This is a genomic window from Variovorax sp. Varisp41, from assembly GCF_047325085.1.
Classification (GTDB): domain Bacteria; phylum Pseudomonadota; class Gammaproteobacteria; order Burkholderiales; family Burkholderiaceae_C; genus Variovorax.
Window position 1 is genome coordinate 179,787 of the sequence record NZ_CP168540.1, and the last position, 17,798, is coordinate 197,584.

Consider the following 17,798-nt stretch of genomic DNA (forward strand, 5'->3'; position numbering starts at 1 on the left):
GAGTGGGGTGGGGATGCTGCGCCGCAGCACGCATAAAGCGTTCCCGGATCGCCCGCGAATATCCCCATGCCTTGACGCTGGCGCGCGGGCTCCAGATACTCAACCGCATGGTTCACTCAGATGCCGCCGCGCCGCCCGCGCCCGTTGCCCTCGATGCCGTGTTCGCCGCGCTCGCCGACTCGACGCGCCGCGCGGTGCTCGAGACCCTGGGCGAGCGCAGCCTCAGCGTGACCGAGCTGGCCGCGCCGCATGCGATGTCGCTCACGGGCTTCATGAAGCACCTGCGCGTGCTCGAGGACGCGGGGCTGATCTCGCGCACGAAGGAAGGCCGGGTCGTGCGCTGCGAGCTCTCGCCGCGGCCGATGCAGGAGGCCGCCGTGTGGCTGTCGCGCTACGAGAAGTTCTGGACCGGGCGCCTCGATGCCTTGGCGCGCTTTCTCTACCACCAGGAGCAAACCGAATGGCGGAACCTGCCAGCCCCAACACCGGACGTCCCTCCCTCACCCTCCGCCGCCACTACGCCGTCGCGCCCGACAAGGTCTGGCGCGCGTGGACCGACCCGCAGGCGCTGAAGCACTGGTTCGGCCCCGAGGAGATCGTCGCGGTGCCGCATGCCGAGGTCGACCTGCGCGTGGGCGGGCGCTTCCGCGTGGCGATGCTCGCGGCCGACGGCGAGACGCACGACGTCAGCGGCACCTACCTCGAGATCGTGCCGCAGCGCCGGCTGGTCTTCAGCTGGGCCTGGCGCAGCACGCCCGAGCGCGAATCGCGCGTCACGGTGCGCATCGAGCCCGATGCGGCCGGCACCGGCTGCGAGCTCGAGCTGCTGCACGAGCAGTTCTTCGACCAGGCCGCGCGCGAGGGCCACGAGCATGGCTGGACCGGTTCGATGCTGCGGCTCGAGCGCTGGCTGGGCAGGCCGGAACCCGCCGCATGACGGACCCGGTGCGCGCCACGCTCGAGGCGGTCTACCGCGGCGAATCGCGCCGCATCTTCGCCACGCTGGTGCGCCTGCTCGGCGATTTCGACCGCGCCGAGGAGGCGCTGCACGAGGCCTTCCGCGCCGCGCTCGAGCAGTGGCCGGCGCAGGGCGTGCCCGCGAATCCGCGCGCGTGGCTGGTGTCGGCCGGGCGCTTCAAGGCGATCGACGCCATCCGGCGCCAGGCGCGCTTCTCGCCCTGGGACGAATCGGCCGAACGCGCCGAGGCGCTGGCCGATCCCGCGCCGGGCTGGGACGCCGACACCGACGAACTCGAGGACGACCGCCTGCGCCTGGTCTTCACCTGCTGCCATCCGGCCCTTTCGCCCGATGCCCAGGTGGCGCTCACGCTGCGCGAGGTCTGCGGACTCGCGACCGAGGAGATCGCGCGCGCCTTCATGGTGCCCGCGCCGACCATCGCGCAGCGCATCGTGCGCGCCAAGGCCCGCATCCGCGACGCGCGCATTCCCTACCAGGTGCCCACGCGCACCGAGCTGCCCGAACGGCTCGACGCGGTGCTGCGCGTGGTCTACCTGGTCTTCAACGAAGGCTATGCCGCCTCCTCGGGCCAGAGCCTGACGCGCGCCGACCTCTCGGCCGAGGCGATCCGGCTCGGCCGGCTGCTGGTCGAGCTGCTGCCCGACGCCGAGGCCGCGCCCGAGGCGCTGGGCCTGCTGGCGCTGATGCTGCTGCACGATGCGCGCCGTGCCGCGCGCACCTCGGCGCAGGGCGAGATCGTGCTGCTCGACCGGCAGGACCGCGGCCTCTGGCACCGCGCGCAGATCGAGGAGGGCGCCGCGCTGGTCGAGCGCGCGCTGCGCTCGCGCCGCTTCGGCCCCTATGCGCTGCAGGCGGCGATCGCCGCGGTCCATGCCGAGGCCGAGCGTGCCGAGGCCACCGACTGGCCGCAGATCGTCGGTCTCTACGACGTGCTGCTGCGGCTCGATCCCTCGCCCGTGGCCGAACTCAACCGCGCGGCCGCGATCGCGATGCGCGACGGCCCGGCCGCGGGCCTGGCGCTGGTCGATGCGCTGTTCGCGCGCGGCGAGCTGGCCGACTACCACCTCGCGCATGGCGCACGGGCCGAGTTGTGCCGCCGCCTTGGCCGGCTCGGCGAGGCGCGCGGCGCCTACGAGCGCGCGCTCGCGCTGGCCCGGCAGCAGCCCGAACGGCAGTTCCTCGCGCGGCAACTGGCGTCCTTGCCCGGCTAGAAATATTTGCAGTTTGTTGCGCCCGCATGTCGATCCGGCGCCTCGCCGATCGACCAGTGGTGTCCTCATTCCATCCGAAAGGAGATTCCGCATGAAATACCTCTGCCTCGTCCACTGCGACCCGGCCCTGTTCGCCACCCTGTCGCCCGACGAGCGGCGCGCGCTCGACGAAGACTCGATGGCCTACGACCGCGAGCTCGAGAAGAACGGCCACTTCATCGCCGCCGACGTGCTGGCGAGCGCCAGGTCCGCCAAGGTCGTGCGCGTGCGCGACGGCAAGGCCTCGCACGTCGACGGGCCGTTCGCGGAGGTGCGCGAGCAGCTCTGCGGCTTCATCCTGATCGAGGCGCGCGACCTCAACGTCGCGATCCAGCTCGCGGGCCACATCCCCATGGCGCGCCACGGCAGCATCGAAGTCCGTCCGATCCAGAGCATGGACGCCGCCGAGGGGAATGCCGCATGAAGTACCTTTGCCTGATCTACGAAACCGAGGCTCCGCCGCTCGACATGGCGCACTACATCCAGGAACACATCGACTACGACGCGCAGTTGCGCGCGCGCGGCCAGCTGGTCGAGGCCGAGGCCCTGCAGCCGGCCGAGACCGCCACCACCGTGCGTATGCGCCGCGGCCGGCTGTCCGTGACCGACGGCCCCTTCGCCGAGACCAGCGAACAGCTCGGCGGCTTCTACCTGGTCGAGGCCGGCAGCGAGGAGGAAGCGCTGCGGATCGCGGCCGGCATCCCGTCCGCGCGCAACGGCAGCATCGAGCTGCGGCCGATCCTCTCGTTCGGCCCCGGCCCCGAGGGCCCTCGATGAGCGGCGCCGCGCCGCCGCGCGCCACGGTGCGCGAATGGACCGGCCTGGCCGTCATCGCGCTGCCGTGCATGCTCTATTCGATGGACCTCACGGTGCTGAACCTCGCGATCCCCGCGATCAGCGAGGCACTCAAGCCGACGGCGGCGCAACTGCTGTGGATCGTCGACATCTACGGCTTCCTGGTCGCGGGCCTGCTGGTCACCATGGGCACGCTGGGCGACCGCATCGGGCGGCGCCGGCTGCTGCTGATCGGTGCCGTGGCCTTCGGCCTGGCCTCGGTGCTGGCGGCCTTCTCGAACAGCGCCAACATGCTGATCGCCACCCGCGCGCTGCTCGGCGTGGCCGGCGCGACGCTGGCGCCGTCCACGCTCTCGCTGATCCGCAACATGTTCCTCGATCCCGGTCAGCGCACGCTGGCCATCGGCGTCTGGATCTCGAGCTTCTCGGCGGGCGCGGTCATCGGCCCGGTGGTCGGCGGCGTGCTGCTCGAATACTTCTGGTGGGGCTCGGTGTTCCTGGTCGGCGTGCCGGTGATGGTGCTGCTGCTGGTGCTCGGCCCCGTGCTGCTGCCCGAGTACCGCGACCCCGAGGCCGCGCGGCTCGACCTCGCGAGCGTGGCGCTTTCGCTGGGCGCGGTGCTGCCGGCCATCTACGGCGTGAAGCAGACGGCCGAGCACGGCGCGAGCGCGCTGTCGCTCGCCGCCATCGTGGTGGGGCTGGCCATCGGCTGGCTGTTCGTGCGGCGCCAGCGGCGGCTGGCCGATCCGATGATCGACCTGCGGCTGTTCCGCGCGCCGGCCTTCAGCGTGGCGCTGGGCGCCTACATGCTGTCGTGCTTCGTGATGTTCGGGCTGTTCCTCTACGAGGCCCAGTACCTGCAGATGGTGCTCGGGCTGTCGCCGCTGCAGGCCGGCCTGTGGAGCGTGCCCAGCGCGGGCGCCTTCATCGTGGGCTCGATGGCCGCGCCCGCGCTCACGCGGCGCGTGCGGCCGGTGCATGCGATGACCGGCGGACTGGTGGTCGCGGCGCTGGGCTTCGCGCTGCTGGTCGCGCTGCCGGTGCAGGGCGGCCTGGCGTTGCTGGTGGGCAGCATAGTCGTGTCCTCGCTCGGTGTGGCGGTGGTGTTCACGCTGTCGACCGACCTGGTGGTCGGCAGCGCGCCGCCCGAGCGCGCGGGCGTGGCCTCGGCGATTTCGGAAACGAGTTCCGAATTCGGCGGCGCGCTGGGCATCGCCATCCTTGGGAGCGTGGGCGCGGCGGTCTACCGCGCCATGATGGCCGACGCCGTGCCGGCCTCGCTCGGCGATGCCGCCGCGGTCGAGGCCGCGCGCAGCACGCTCGGCGGTGCCGTGGCGCTGGCCGGGCAGCTCGGCGGCGCGGCCGGTGCCGAACTGCTGGCCGATGCGCGCACGGCGCTGCTGCGCGGCTTGCACCTGATGGCCGGCATCGGCGTGGTGGTGCTGCTGGCCATCGCGGGGCTGCTGGCCGTGGTCATGCGCCGCTCGGGACAAACCCGGCCCGCCGCGGCCGATGCGTTGCCCTGAGGCCGGGCCGGGCCCATACTGGCCGCGTCACCGAACGAACCCCACGGAGAGTCCATGAGCAACGAACTGCGCAAGAAGCTGCACGACCTCGCGGAGTTGGTCGACAACACGCCCGATCCGCAGGCCCGTGCGATCGTCGAGGCGATCCGGCTGCAGACCGCGGTGCTCAACGAGCGGCTGTTCTCGATCGAGCTTCAGCTCGGCGCGCTGGCGCGTCGGCTCGAGGGCGCCACCGAATAGGCCGCGCGGGCGTTGCCCTCGGGCATTCGGGCGCCGCGCCGTCCGGCCCCGCTTTGCGGGGGATAATCCCCGCCCATGAGCGGCAACACCTTCGGACATCTCTTCGCGGTCACCAATTTCGGGGAATCCCACGGCCCGGCCATCGGCTGCGTGATCGACGGCTGCCCCCCGGGCATGGCACTGAGCGAAGCCGACATCCAGGCCGACCTCGACCGCCGCCGTCCCGGCACCAGCCGCCACGTCACCCAGCGCAACGAGCCCGACGCGGTGCAGATCCTCTCGGGCGTGTACGAAGGCAAGACCACGGGCACCCCGATCGCGCTGCTGATCCAGAACACCGACCAGCGCAGCAAGGACTACGGCCAGATCGCCCAGCAGTTCCGCCCGGGCCACGCCGACTTCACGTACCACAGGAAGTACGGCATTCGCGACCCGCGCGGCGGCGGGCGCTCCTCGGCCCGGCTCACCGCGCCCACGGTCGCGGCCGGCGCGGTCGCCAAGAAGTGGTTGGCCGAGAAATTCGGCATGGTGTTCCGCGGCTGCATGACGCAGATCGGCGAGATCGCGATCCCCTTCGAGAGCTGGGACCACGTGCCGAACAATCCCTTCTTCGCGCCGATCGCCGACGTGAGCGCGCTCGAGGACTACATGGACCGGCTGCGCAAGGCCGGCGACTCCTGCGGCGCGCGCGTGCGCGTGACGGCCACCCGCGTGCCCGTCGGCCTCGGCGAGCCGCTCTACGACAAGCTCGATGCCGACATCGCCTACGCGATGATGGGCCTCAATGCCGTGAAGGCGGTCGAGATCGGCGCCGGCTGGGACAGCGTGACGCAGCGCGGCACCACCCATGGCGACTCGATCACGCCGACCGGCTTCCTGAGCAACAACGCGGGCGGCATCCTCGGCGGCATCAGCTCGGGGCAGGACCTCGAGGTCAGCATCGCGATCAAGCCCACCAGCTCGATCATCAGCCCGCGCCAGTCGATCGACGTGAACAACAACCCGGTCGAGGTGGTCACCAAGGGCCGCCACGATCCCTGCGTGGGCATCCGCGCGACGCCGATCGCCGAGGCGCTGCTCGCGCTGGTGGTGATGGACCATGCGCTGCGCCACCGTGCTCAATGCGGTGACGTGCAGGGCGACAACGAGAAGACCCAGGCCACGTCGCCGCAGGCGTCCTTCCTCTAGTGTCCACGCCGCCGCCCGTGGCCGGGCGCGGCCACCTGTTGGCGTTCGCTGGCCTGTCGGCCAGCTATTTCGCGCACATCGGCTTCTTCAATCCCTACCTGCCGCTGTGGCTCAAGGACCTGGGGCTGCCGATCTTCACCATCAGCCTGCTGGCCTCGGTGCAGTCGGTCACGCGCGTGTTCGCGCCCTATGCCTGGGGGGCGCTCAGCGACCACACGGGCCAGCGCGTGCTGCTGCTGCGCATCAGCGCGGCGATCGCGCTGCTCAGTTCCTTCGGCCTGTGGTGGAACGGCGGCGCGTGGTGGCTCGCGCTGGTGCTGCTGCTGATGTTCACCCACACCAGCTCGATGATGTCGCTGACCGAGGCCGCCATGGCGCACCTCGTGGCCGGCGACTGGGGCCGCTACGGGCGCATCCGGCTGTGCGGCTCGGCCGGCTTCCTGGTCACGGTGTTCGTCGCGGGCGAGTGGTTCGACCGCTTCGGCATGAAGCACTTCCCGGCCTGGGCCGCCGGCACCCTGGCCGTGGTGCTGCTCGCCACCCTGCGCCTGCCCGACAGCCGCGAGCCCGTGGCCGCGCACGACGCACCCGGCGAACCCATCGGCCCGGTGCTGCGCAACCGCGTCGTGCAGTGGTTCTTCGCCGCGCTGTTCTTCCAGGTGATGTCGCACTTCTCGGTCTATGCCTTCTTCTCGCTCTACCTCGATTCGCTCGGGTACGGCAAGAGCACCATCGGCCTGCTGTGGGCGCTGTCGGTGGTGGCCGAGATCGTCTGGTTCTTCCTGCAGGGCCGGCTGATCGGCCTGCTGCCGATGCCGCGCTGGATGCTGGTGTGCGGCATCGCGGCCGTCGCGCGGCTGGGCCTGACCGCCGGCCTCGGCGGCTGGATCGCCGCGCTGGTCGTGGCCCAGTGGCTGCACGCGCTGAGCTTCGCGGCCCACCACACCACCTGCATCGCCGTGGTGTCGCGCCGCTTCCCGGGCCGGCTGCGCGGACGCGGCCAGGCGCTGTTCACCGTCATCGGCTACGGCTTCGGCGGCGTGCTCGGCGTGCTGCTGGGCGGTGCGGTGGCGCAGGCCTTCGGCTACCGCACGATGTTCGCGCTGGCGGCGCTGCTCGCGGTGGCGGGGACCTTGTGCGCGTGGAAGGTGATGCGGCTGGAGGCTGGGGCGCGGCGGGCTGCCAGCCCGGCGTGATGCGCGGTCAAACCAGCAAGGGCCCGAGGTAGATCGCCAGGGCCAGCAGCCACGACAGCATCGAGCCCAGGAACACCAGCAGCGTCGCCTGCGTGGCCTGCGGCGGCCAGCGCCGCGCCAGTGCCGTGCGCTCGAACAGGGCCTGCAGCAGGAACCCGCCGTTGCTGCCGGGCAGCGGCAGCAGGTTGAAGGCGGCGGTCTTCGCCGCGACCAGGCCGAGCAGCGGCACGAAGTCCAGGCCGCCGGCCGCCTCGGCCGCGAGCCGCAGCAGCCGCTGCGCCTGCCCGAATGGCGACAGCGCGCCCTCGACGTACTGCACGAAACCGCTGCCGACCTGCCCGAGGCCGTCGAAGGGCGACACCAGCAGCGCGAGCGTCAGCAGCGCGAACGGCCCGGCGCAGCCGATCAGCAGCCGCGTCGTGCGTGGCTGGCTGTCGAAGGCATCGCGCTTGGCATCGCCCTCGAGCCCTTCGGCCCCGCCGTCCTTGAGCACGACCGAGCCCGCGAACACCAGCGGCTTGATCCGCAGCGGGCCGATGCGCAGCAGCGTCGGGCCCCAGCCGTAGTGGATCTCGCGGATCGGGATGCCGAAGCGCATCGCCGCCAGCGCGATGGCGCCCAGGTGGAGGGCGGTGCAGAGAGCGGCGGCGACCAGGATCCAGGCCATGCGGTCTATCGAAGGCGGGCGTGCCAGGCGGTGCGGCGCTTCATTGCAGCTTCGGCCGCAGCACCAGCACCATCGTCGACGGCACGGTACCGTCGTCGGTCAGCGGCATGCGGTCGGTCCTGAGGATCGCGCGCAGCGCGGCGGCATCCCATTCGGGAACGCCGCTGGCTTTCGATAGCCTGGCGTCCATGATCCGGCCGTCGGGTCGCAGCGCCAGCGTGTATTCGACCGCCGGATTGCCCGGCACGTTGTTGGAGAACACGATGTTCGGGCGGACCGCCGCCGTGACCCTGTCGCCATAGCTGCGGCGCGGCGCGGGCGGCGTTGCCGTGCCCGGCGGCCGGTCGGCATCGTTCAGCGTGAACTGGATCGAGGCCTTGTACCAGGCACCTACGCCGCGACCGTCCGTACCCTTCCTCGGAACGACCCGGGCCTCGCGCACCGCGTCGATGGCGGCGTTGTCCAGGCGCGCGTGACCCGAGCCCTGCAGCACCACGGCATCGCTCACCGCGCCTTGGGCATCGGCCCGGACCTTGAGCGTGACGGTCCCTTGCTCGCCGAGCCGCTTCGACAGGGCGGGATAGATCGGGCGCGGGGCGGTCGTGTACCTGGCGGCCGGAGGATCGGGTTCGATCGACGGGCGCTGGGGTGCCGGGATGGCGGGGGTGTCGGAAGCCCCTGCCTGTGCAGCAGGCGACGGTTGCGAGGACTGCCGGGCGCGTGCATTGCGCAAGAGCTCCTGGACGGCGGCTGCTCCTGCACGCTGCGCGGCCTGCTCGGTCGGCGACGCAGGCTGCCCCGAGGGTGCGGCCTTCAGCAGCACGATCAGCAGCACCACGCCGCAGAAAGCAACGAACCAGGTCACCATCTGCGAGGTGCTGACCGAGTCGTCGTAGACGGGCGCCTTCGGGTTGGTGCGCGTCAAGTCCGCGTTGCGTTCGTTCCAGGCCTCGATGTTCGCGGTGTTCGAGGTCAGGCGCAGCCAGGTCGGGTAGTGGGCCGCGGCGTGCATGACCGGTCCGAGCCCCAGCGCCAGCATCCGCGGCTCGGGCCGTGCCGTGCGCCGCAGCAGTTCCAGGTACTCCAGCTGGCTGTCGCGTGCGAGCGGCGCCTGCTGCCCCTGCGCATCCTGCTCGACGATCGCGCGGTCCACCACCTGCCCGGCCTGTCCCAGCCGCAGCAGCCGCGCCGAGTCGGTGCGCCAATCGAAGAGAACGAGCGCGGCCTCGAACAGGTGTTCGTGGCCGGGCCGCCAGCCGCAGGCCAGCAGGTGAGCGATGTTGGCCTCGAACAGGAAGCGCGCATCCATGTCGAGCAGGCGCGGGTCCTCGAGCGTGTGTTCGAGCAGCGCGGTGGCTTCGGGGACGCTGCGCAGCGGCTCCTGCTGCAACCGGGTGTCGAGCGCGACGAGGATGTCGCGCACGGGGTCGGGACGCGGTTCGGCGGGGGCCGGGGGTGGCGCCGGTTCGGGGGCGACCTCGACCACGGCTTCGGGCGGGGAGGGCGGCGGGGGCACCGCCTCGGCCTGCTGCACGTCCCGCGCTTGCCGCGCCCAGTGCAACGCGGCCTCGTAAGCCTCGCGCAACTGCTGGAACTGCAGCGGCTGCGCCGCCTGGTCGATCTGCTTGAGCTGCACCGCATAGGCGCGCCGCACGGCGCGCTCGTCGGCATCGGCGCGCAGGCCGAGCTCGAGCAGGAAGCCGGGGACCTCGGTCATGGTCGTCGCCCCGTCTCAATCGGCCAGCGGGCCGTCGCGCTCGATCTGCTCCAACTGCTCCTGGAACTGGCGCTGCATCGCCGCGATCTGCCGCTTGTCCTGCAGCGCCAGCACGCGTTCGAATTCGGCGATGCGGATGCCCAGCCACTCGCGCACGTCGCCGCGCAGCTGCTGGTAGATGCGTTCGGCGCGCGCCAGCAGGGTGCGGTTCTCGATGCGGTCGCGCGGATGGATCTTGAGCGCGCTCAGTGCCGCCAGCCGTTCCTTGATCTCGGCCTCGCTCAGCAGGCCCGGGTTGCCCTCGATCAGCAGGCTGAAGGTCTCCTGCGTCTTCTGCACCGTGGCCTCGACCTGCAGCAGGCCGTTGACGTCGTAGGTGAAGCGCACCTCGACCGCGGCGTCGCCCGGGGACGCTCCCGCTCCCAGGCTCGGCAGCGGCACGTGCAGGGTGCCCAGGTGCACGTTGTCGCGCACCATGCGCGACTCGCCCTGGAACACGTGCAGGTCGACCGAGGTCTGGCTGCCCGAGTTCGGCACGTAGCTCTTCGAGCGGCTCACGGGCACCGTGCTGTTGCGCTCGATGATCGGGTCGAAGTGGCCGTGCGTCACCGTGGTGTCGCTGAGCCAGCGGCTGACCGCCACGCCCAGCGAGTAGGGCGCCACGTCGGTCATCACCACTTCCTTGAGCGCCGCGTCGCGCGCCTTCAGGCCGGCCTGCACGGCGGCGCCGAGCGCCACCACCTCGTCGGGGTTGAAGTCGATCGAGGGGAAGCGGCCGAACATGGTGGTGGCCAGGCGCCGCACCACCGGCATGCGGGTGGCACCGCCGGCCAGCACCACCGCGTCGAGCTCGCCGGCGCGCAGGTTGGCGTCGCGCAGCGCGCGCTCGACGGGTGCGCGCAGCCGCTTGAGCAGTGCGGCGCAGGCCTGCTCGAGCGTGCCTTCGTCGAGCGACAGCCGGTGCTGCGCCGCCTCGTGCGCGACCACGATCTCGGCCGTCGGCTGCGTGCTCAGCGCGCGCTTGGCGGCCTCGGTCTGGGCGGCCAGGCGCTGCATGAAGTGGGCATCGGTGCGCAGGCTGGCCGGCAGCTTGTTGCGCTCGAAGAAGAGCGCGATCAGCGCCTCGACGAAGTCCTCGCCGCCCAGGAAGTTGTCGCCCGCCGAGGCACGCACCTCCATCACGCCCTCGAACATCTCGAGGATCGACACGTCGAAGGTGCCGCCGCCGAGGTCGAACACCAGGAAGCGGGTTTCGGCGCGCATGTCGTGCATGCCGTAGGCCAGCGCGGCGGCGGTCGGCTCGTTGAGCAGCCGCTCGACCTTCAGGCCCGCGAGCTCGCCCGCGGCGCGCGTGGCCTTGCGCTGGGCATCGGAGAAGTAGGCCGGCACGGTGATCACGGCCTCGGTGACCGGCTCGCCGAGCATCGCCTCGGCATCGGCCTTGAGCGAGCGCAGCACCAGCGCCGACAGCTCCTCGGGCCGGAACTCGCGCTTGCCCAGCCGCACCGTCTTGTTGCTGCCCATGTAGCGCTTGAACACCGCGGCCGTGCGCTCGGGATGCGTCTGCAGCCGCTCGCGCGCCGCCTTGCCGACCAGCACCGAATCGTCCTCGTCGATGCTGACGCAAGAGGGCGTCAGGTACTCGCCGAGCCCGTTGGGCACCAGCACGGAAGCGCCATCCCGCCACACCGCCGCCAGGCTGTTGGTAGTGCCCAGGTCAATTCCAACGATCATTCTTCTCGCCCCTTCGCGGGCCCCTCTTCTGTTTCCCGCCATCGTATGCGAAGGGCACCTGGGCCGGATGTCCGCGAAGGGGCGCGGACCGCGCGGGGCCTACTTCTTCTTGCCGCCCTTCGCCGCCTTCCGCGGCTTCACCACCACCGCCGACACCGCCGGATCGCTGCTGCGCCTGGCCTTGCCCGACTGCTGCTCGAAGCGCGCGAAGTACTCCGACGCCAGCTTGCGCAGCGAGCGCCCGATGTTGGCGTAGTCGTACTCGTTGAGGTTGGCCAGCGAGACCCGGCCCGAGGCATGCTTGCCGCCGAAGCCGCGGCCCGGCAGCAGCACGATGCCGGTCTCCTCGGCGATGCGGAACAGCGCCTCGTTGGGCTGCAGCTGGGTCACGATCCAGGCGCCGAAGCGCTCGCCGTACATCTGGGTGGCGATCTCCTGCAGGTCGAGCAGGTGGTAGTAGCTCACCGAGTTCGGGTCGGCCGACAGCGGCAGCCCGAGCTCGCGGTAGAGCGCCTCCTTGCGCCGCTTCACGATGCGCTTCATCGCGTGCTTGTAGGCCTCGGGTTCGTCCATCAGGCAGAACAGCGAGAACATCACCATCTGCGCCTGCACCGGCGTCGACAGGCCGGCCGTGTGGTTGAGCGCCACGGTGCGGCTGTCGGCCACCAGCCGGTCGATGAACTTGAGCCGGCGCGGCTCGGTGGTGATCGAGCTGTAGCGCGCGTCGAGTTCCTTCAGCGCCGCCTCGGGCAGGGCCGCGATCTGGTGGTCGAGCACGTTGTCCTCGTGCGTGGCCACCACGCCCATGCGCCAGCCGGTGGCGCCGAAGTACTTCGAGAACGAATACACGAGGATGGTGTTGCGCGGGCAGATCGCGAACAGCGAGCGGAAGTCGTCGGCGAAGGTGCCGTAGACGTCGTCGGTCAGGATGATCAGGTCGGGCCGCTGCTTGACGATGTCGGCGATGTAGCCCAGCACCTCGTCGCTGATCTTCACCGAGGGCGGGTTGCTCGGGTTGCACAGGAAGAAGGCCTTGACCTTCGGGTCGAGCAGCTTCTGCAGTTCCTTCTTCGTGTACTGCCAGCCGTTCTCGGACGGCGCGTCGATCAGCGCCTCGATCAGTTGGTAGTCGTTGAGGTGCGGGATCTCGATGTAGGGCGTGAAGATCGGCATGCCCAGCGCGATGGTGTCGCCGGGCTCGAGCAGCCCGTTCTCGCGCAGGCTGTTGAACAGGTAGGTCATGGCGGCGGTGCCGCCTTCCACCGCGTACATGTCGAACCTGCCGACGAAGGGATGGGTGCCGATCATCTCCTTGTGGATGTACTGGCCCACGATGATCTCGCTGAGCCGCAGCATGCGGTCGGGCACCGGGTAGTTGCAGCCCAGGATCGCCTCGCACATCTCGTAGATGAAGTCGCCGGCCGACAGGCCGAGCTGGTCGCGCACGTACGACACCGCCGCCTCGATGAAGCGCACGCCGGGCCGGCCCGCGTTGGCCTTGGTGAAGATCTCGAAGCGCGCCTCGATGCCCTCGCGCTGCGGGAAGCCGCCCACGCCTTCCATGTAGACGAAGGAGCGCTCGCTCTCGGTCATGGCGAATTCGCCGAACGCGAAGAAGCCGTGGCGCGGCGTGGTCGCGAGGAAGTTCGGATTGCCGCGCCCCGCGTTGAGCATCAGGCGGTCGCCCTGGCTGGCCACCTGGATCAGCGCGTCCTTGAGTTCGAAGGGGCTCAGGCCGCTGAGTTTTTTCACGTCGCCGAAATCCATGGAAAGGCTCCTTGGTTGTGGGTAAGGCAGGAAAGGAAGAAGAGGGAAGGCGTGCTCAGACCAGCGCGACGATCAGCGGCCCGAGCAGCGTGAGGAACACGTTGGCCAGCGCGTAGGTGATCGCGAAGGGCACGGTGGGAATGGCGTTCTCGGCCTTGTCGAGCACCTCGCCGAAGGCCGGGTTGGCGCTGCGCGAGCCGCTGAGCGCGCCCGCGAAGATCGCGGTGTTGGCATAGCGCAGCACGTAGCGGCCGAACAGCATCGTGAGGATCATCGGCACGATGGTCACGACCACGCCCACGCCGAAGATCGTGAGCCCGTGCTCCTTGACGGTCTGCACCGCCTGCAAGCCCGACGACAGCCCCACCACCACCACGAAGCCGGCCAGGCCCAGGTCCTTGAGCAGTTGCACGGCGCTGGTCGGCAGCGCGCCGAAGGTCTGGCGCCGCGCGCGGTACCAGCCGAACAGCAGGCCCGAGAGCAGGGCGCCGCCGCCGGCGCCGAGCGTGAGCGGGATGCTGCCGATCTTCACGCTCAAGAGGCCCACCAGCAGGCCGACCACCAGGCCCGCGCCGAGGTAGACGAAGTCGGTCTTGGCGCTCGGCACGATCACGTCGCCGACGATCGCGGCCACGCGCTTGACGTCCTGCTCGGCGCCGAAGATCGTGACCACGTCGCCGGCCTGCACCACGGTGTCGGGCTGCATCGGCAGCACCTGGCCCATGCGGCTCAGCTGCACCACGAAGATGCCGTGGCGCACGCCGCCCGCGGTGGCCTCGCGGATCTGCGCCACGGTCTTGCGCTCGAAGTCCTTGTTGGTCAGCACGATGTCGCGCTTGTGCATGGTGAGCTCCATGCCCTCGACCGCGTAGACCTCCTTGCCCAGCAGCGGCGCGCTCGCCACCACCGCGTCGCGCCGGCCGACGGCCAGCACGATGTCGCCGCGGCGCAGCGCGAGCGTGGGGCTGACCTCGACGAAGCGGCCGTCGCGCTTGACGCGCTCGATGGTGATGGTGGTGGCCGGGTCGGCGTTCTCGATGTCGGCCACGGTGCGCTGCGGATCGGCCGTGAGCTCGTAGATGCGGCCCACCAGCGAGGGCGCGGCTTCCTCCTGGTCGGCACCGAGCACCTTCACGCCGGCCTGCATCGCGGTCTCGGCCGCGATCGCGTCGTCGCGGATGGTGCGGCCCATGAACTTGGGCAGCAGGTTGACGCAGACGATGATCGCGCCGAAGGACCCGAACACGTAGGTCACGGCATAGCCGATCGCCACGTTGGCCTGCAGCCGCGCGGTCTCGGCCGCGTCGAGGCCGAGCTTGGCGATCGCGTCGCCGGCCGTGCCGATGATGGCCGACTGCGTGAGGCCGCCGGCCGCCACGCCGGCCGCCAGGCCCTTGTCGAGCCCGAACCACTTGGCCATGACCACCACCGTGGCCAGGCCGGTGGCCGCCATGACCGCGGCCAGGACGATCTCCTTGATCGATTGCCGCCCCAGCGAGCTGAAGAACTGCGGGCCGCTCTCGAAGCCCACCGCATAGATGAAGAGCGCGAACAGCACCGCCTTCACGCCGGCGTCGACCTGCACGCCGACCTGGCTCACGATCACCGCCACCAGCAGCGAGCCGGCCACGCCGCCGAGCTGGAACTTGCCGAACTTGATCTTGCCGATCCAGTAGCCGACCGCCAGCGAGAGAAAGAGCGCCATCTCGGGCGACTTCTTGAATGTTTCGTGCAGCCATTCCATGGATCAGCTCCTTCGAGGTTTCGAATTCATTTCGCCACGTGGTGAACCAGCCCGGCCAGCGCGACGATCAGCGGTCCCATCAGCGGCAGCACCACGTTCGAGATCGCATAGGTGATGGTGTAGCCCAGCAGCGGCGTGGCGTTGCCGGCCGCGTTCTGCACCGCGCTGAGGGCCGGCGTGCTGCACTGCTGGCCCGCGATCGCGCCCAGCAGCACCGGCGCCTCGAGCTTCAGCAGCCGGTGGCCGACGAACAGCGACAGGCTCGCCGGCACCACCGCCACGGCCACGCCGACCAGCGGCAGCGCCACGCCGAATTTCTTGATCAGCGCCAGCGCCTGCGGCCCCGAGGCCAGGCCGACGCAGGCGATGAAGGTGGCCAGGCCCAGGTCTTTCATCAGCGCCAGTGCATCTGGCGGCACGCTGAGCCGGTGCGGGTTCTTCGCCTGGTACCAGCCGAAGCCCAGGCCGGTGAGCAGCGCGCCGCCGCCGGTGCCGAGCGAGAACGGGATGCCGCCGAGCTTGACGCTGAAGCCGCCGATGAAGACGCCGAGCAGGATGCCCGCGGCCGCGAAGCTGATGTTGCTGCGCGTCGAGGCCAGCACCCGGTCGCCGGCCAGCGGCAGCGCGCGCGCCACTTCGTCGACCGGCCCGTAGAGCTGGAGCACGTCGCCGCGCGCGAGCCGCAGCTCGCCGAGCAGCGGCATCGCATGGCGGTCGCGCGCCACGCCCGTGACCTGCACCGAGGGCGGCAGCGCCGCGGCCAGCTCGCGCAGCTCGCGGCCGAACCATTCGCGCCGGCTCAGCACCGCCTCGGTGGTCTCGACCACCGCGTCGAAGGCCGTGGTGTCGGCGAATTCGCGGCCCAGCAGCTCGGCCACGTTGACCAGCGCCGCGCGCCGGCCGATGGCCAGCACCCGGTCGTGGGCGCGCAGCCGAAGCGCGGGCTCCACCGCCAGGCTCTGGCCGGCGCGCAGCACGCGCTCGACGTGGGCCTGGCCGCCGAGGATCGTGGCCAGCTCGCCGATCGAGCGGCCGCGTCCGGTCGTCACCTCGAACACGCGGCCGACCATCTCGGGCACCGCGCTCGCGGCGCCGGGATCATCGCCGCCGCCCATGGTCTTCCACAGGCGATCGGCCTCGGCGCGCAGGTCCACGCGCAGCAGCAGCGGAAATATCTGGCTCGTGAAGACCACGATCGCGATCAGCCCGAACACGTAGGTGATGGAGTAGGCCGTGACCACGTTGGCCTGCAGCTGCTGCATGTCCGCGGCCGGCAGGCCCAGCTTGGAGATCGCGTCGGTGGCCGTGCCCACCACCGCCGACTCGGTGGCCGCGCCGGCCATCAGCCCGGCGGCCGTGCCCTGGTCGAGCGACAGCAGCACGGTGGCGCCCAGCACCAGCGCCAGCACCGCCACCACCTCGACAAGGCACAACAGGCCCAGGCGCAGGCCCTTGGCGTCGAGGTTGGCGAAGAACTGCGGGCCGCCCGCGTAGCCGAGCGCGAAGATGAAGAGCATGAAGAACACGTTCTTCACGCTGTCGTCGACCCGGATGCCGAGCTGGCCGACCACCAGCGCGGCGATCAGGGTGCCGCAGATGCCGCCGAGCTGGATCGGTCCGAAGCGGATGGCGCCGACGGCATGGCCGATGGCGAGCACGAGGAACAGCGCGATTTCGGGCTGGGTTCTCAGCAGTTCGACGACCTCGCCACTCACGCGTGCTTGACCTCCAAGTGCTGGCTCATTCTGTCGGTAATGTGAGTAAATGCAAGTAACTGTTTTGTTTGACAGGCGTCCAGATCCCGCGCCGCGAGCCGAATCCTTGATGCTTCCTGTGCGGGTTTTCGATAACTAAACCAACTTGATTTAGTCGTTTCCTTGGCCGATAGTCCGCTGGCGCCCGGCCCGGCGACGCCATCCGCATGGCGAACGGGCCGGATCCCGAGAACCACGGGGCGGTCCGATCCAGCCGCCCGCCCAAGGAGAGACAACCATGCCCCGCATCCGCTGCATCCTGGCCCTGGCGGCCGCGTCCGTCGCCGCCTCTACCGCCTTCGCCGCCGGCGAACCCGTGATCGGCCTCGTCACCAAGACCGAGACCAACCCCTTCTTCGTGAAGATGAAGGAGGGCGCGCAGGAAGAGGCCAAGAAGCTCGGCGCCAAGCTGCTGTCGGGCGCGGGCAAGGCCGACGGCGACAACGCGGGGCAGATCACGGCCATGGAGAACATGATCGCGGCCGGCGCCAAGACCATCCTGATCACGCCGAGCGACGCCAAGGCCATCGTGCCGGCGATCAAGAAGGCGCGCGACAAGGGGATCATGGTGATCGCGCTCGACAGCCCGGCCGATCCGCCCGAGGCCACCGACGCGCTGTTCGCCACCAACAACTACACGGCCGGCGTGCTGATCGGCGAATACGCCAAGGCCGCGATGGCCGGCAAGACGCCGAAGATCGTCGCGCTCGACCTGCTGCCGGGCCACCCCGTGGGCGCGCAGCGCCACAACGGCTTCATGAAGGGCTTCGGCCTGCCGGCCAACGACGCCAAGTCGAACGAGCTCTCGAAGGCGCCCGAGATCGTCTGCATGGCCGACAGCTTCGGCGACCAGGCCAAGGCCCAGACCGTGATGGAGAACTGCCTGCAGAAGGCGCCCGACGTGAACCTGGTCTACACCATCAACGAGCCCGCCGCGGCCGGTGCCTACAACGCGCTCAAGCGCGCGGGCAAGGAGAAGGGCGTGCTGATCGTCTCGGTCGACGGCGGCTGCCAGGGCATCAAGGACACCAACGCCGGCATCATCGCCGCGACCTCGCAGCAGTACCCGCTGAAGATGGCCGCGATGGGCGTGGCCGCGGGCGTCGAATTCGCGAAGACCGGCAAGAAGGCCTCGGGCTACGTCGACACCGGCGTGACCCTGATCGCGGGCAAGAGCGTGGCCGGCGTCGAGAGCAAGGACACCAAGACCGGCGCCGAGCTGTGCTGGGGCAAGAAGTAAC

Annotated in this window: 16 protein-coding genes; 10 read left to right on the forward strand and 6 right to left on the reverse strand. The window is 70.5% G+C overall.

Features of this window, described 5'->3' with window-relative positions:
* Window positions 1-107 precede the first annotated feature (107 nt).
* The 9 genes from ACEN9J_RS00840 to ACEN9J_RS00880 all read left to right on the forward strand — a co-directional run bounded on the left by ACEN9J_RS00840 (window position 108) and on the right by ACEN9J_RS00880 (window position 7,174).
* Window positions 108-572, forward strand: coding sequence for an ArsR/SmtB family transcription factor (locus tag ACEN9J_RS00840; RefSeq protein WP_057595811.1), 465 nt, complete (start codon window positions 108-110; stop codon window positions 570-572).
* The gene (locus ACEN9J_RS00845; RefSeq protein ID WP_413763022.1) at window positions 461-937 is read left to right on the forward strand and encodes an SRPBCC family protein; all 477 of its coding nucleotides are present in this window, start codon (window positions 461-463) and stop codon (window positions 935-937) included. The genes ACEN9J_RS00840 and ACEN9J_RS00845 overlap by 112 nt, the downstream gene beginning before the upstream one ends.
* Complete coding sequence (locus ACEN9J_RS00850; protein ID WP_413763023.1) at window positions 934-2,190, forward strand: RNA polymerase sigma factor; 1,257 nt, start codon at window positions 934-936, stop codon at window positions 2,188-2,190. Before ACEN9J_RS00845 ends, ACEN9J_RS00850 begins: the two co-directional genes overlap by 4 nt.
* 91 nt (window positions 2,191-2,281) lie before the next feature.
* Window positions 2,282-2,653 (forward strand): YciI family protein, encoded by a 372-nt coding sequence (locus ACEN9J_RS00855; RefSeq protein ID WP_093355834.1) that lies wholly within the window; start codon window positions 2,282-2,284, stop codon window positions 2,651-2,653.
* A complete protein-coding gene (locus ACEN9J_RS00860; protein ID WP_261216487.1) occupies window positions 2,650-3,006 on the forward strand; it encodes a YciI family protein in 357 nt (118 codons plus the stop codon). The genes ACEN9J_RS00855 and ACEN9J_RS00860 overlap by 4 nt, the downstream gene beginning before the upstream one ends.
* Window positions 3,003-4,550 carry an MFS transporter gene (locus ACEN9J_RS00865; protein ID WP_413763024.1) on the forward strand — a complete coding sequence of 516 codons (1,548 nt, stop codon included), beginning with the start codon at window positions 3,003-3,005 and terminating at the stop codon, window positions 4,548-4,550. The genes ACEN9J_RS00860 and ACEN9J_RS00865 overlap by 4 nt, the downstream gene beginning before the upstream one ends.
* A gap of 54 nt (window positions 4,551-4,604) precedes the next feature.
* Complete coding sequence (locus tag ACEN9J_RS00870) at window positions 4,605-4,790, forward strand: hypothetical protein (protein ID WP_093355843.1); 186 nt, start codon at window positions 4,605-4,607, stop codon at window positions 4,788-4,790.
* A gap of 75 nt (window positions 4,791-4,865) precedes the next feature.
* A complete protein-coding gene (aroC, locus tag ACEN9J_RS00875) occupies window positions 4,866-5,978 on the forward strand; it encodes a chorismate synthase (protein WP_057595786.1) in 1,113 nt (370 codons plus the stop codon).
* Window positions 5,978-7,174, forward strand: coding sequence for an MFS transporter (locus ACEN9J_RS00880; RefSeq protein ID WP_057595785.1), 1,197 nt, complete (start codon window positions 5,978-5,980; stop codon window positions 7,172-7,174). Before aroC ends, ACEN9J_RS00880 begins: the two co-directional genes overlap by 1 nt.
* A gap of 7 nt (window positions 7,175-7,181) precedes the next feature.
* Here ACEN9J_RS00880 and ACEN9J_RS00885 read toward each other — a convergent pair whose 3' ends face one another.
* The 6 genes from ACEN9J_RS00885 to aspT (ACEN9J_RS00910) all read right to left on the reverse strand — a co-directional run bounded on the left by ACEN9J_RS00885 (window position 7,182) and on the right by aspT (ACEN9J_RS00910) (window position 16,518).
* Entirely contained in the window at window positions 7,182-7,841 is a 660-nt protein-coding gene (locus ACEN9J_RS00885) for a site-2 protease family protein (protein WP_413763025.1), read from the reverse strand.
* A gap of 40 nt (window positions 7,842-7,881) precedes the next feature.
* Window positions 7,882-9,558 carry a TonB family protein gene (locus ACEN9J_RS00890; protein WP_413763026.1) on the reverse strand — a complete coding sequence of 559 codons (1,677 nt, stop codon included), beginning with the start codon at window positions 9,556-9,558 and terminating at the stop codon, window positions 7,882-7,884.
* Window positions 9,559-9,573: 15 nt separating this feature from the next.
* Window positions 9,574-11,292 (reverse strand): Hsp70 family protein, encoded by a 1,719-nt coding sequence (locus tag ACEN9J_RS00895; RefSeq protein WP_057593591.1) that lies wholly within the window; start codon window positions 11,290-11,292, stop codon window positions 9,574-9,576.
* A 99-nt stretch (window positions 11,293-11,391) separates the two neighbouring features.
* Complete coding sequence (locus ACEN9J_RS00900; protein ID WP_413763027.1) at window positions 11,392-13,059, reverse strand: bifunctional aspartate transaminase/aspartate 4-decarboxylase; 1,668 nt, start codon at window positions 13,057-13,059, stop codon at window positions 11,392-11,394.
* 55 nt (window positions 13,060-13,114) lie between these two features.
* The gene (gene aspT / locus ACEN9J_RS00905; protein ID WP_413763028.1) at window positions 13,115-14,803 is read right to left on the reverse strand and encodes an aspartate-alanine antiporter; all 1,689 of its coding nucleotides are present in this window, start codon (window positions 14,801-14,803) and stop codon (window positions 13,115-13,117) included.
* A gap of 26 nt (window positions 14,804-14,829) precedes the next feature.
* Entirely contained in the window at window positions 14,830-16,518 is a 1,689-nt protein-coding gene (aspT, locus tag ACEN9J_RS00910) for an aspartate-alanine antiporter (RefSeq protein WP_413763029.1), read from the reverse strand.
* A 277-nt stretch (window positions 16,519-16,795) separates the two neighbouring features.
* On the opposite strand from aspT (ACEN9J_RS00910), the gene ACEN9J_RS00915 reads away from it, so the two are divergent.
* Complete coding sequence (locus ACEN9J_RS00915; RefSeq protein ID WP_057593595.1) at window positions 16,796-17,797, forward strand: sugar ABC transporter substrate-binding protein; 1,002 nt, start codon at window positions 16,796-16,798, stop codon at window positions 17,795-17,797.
* Window position 17,798: the final 1 nt, after the last annotated feature.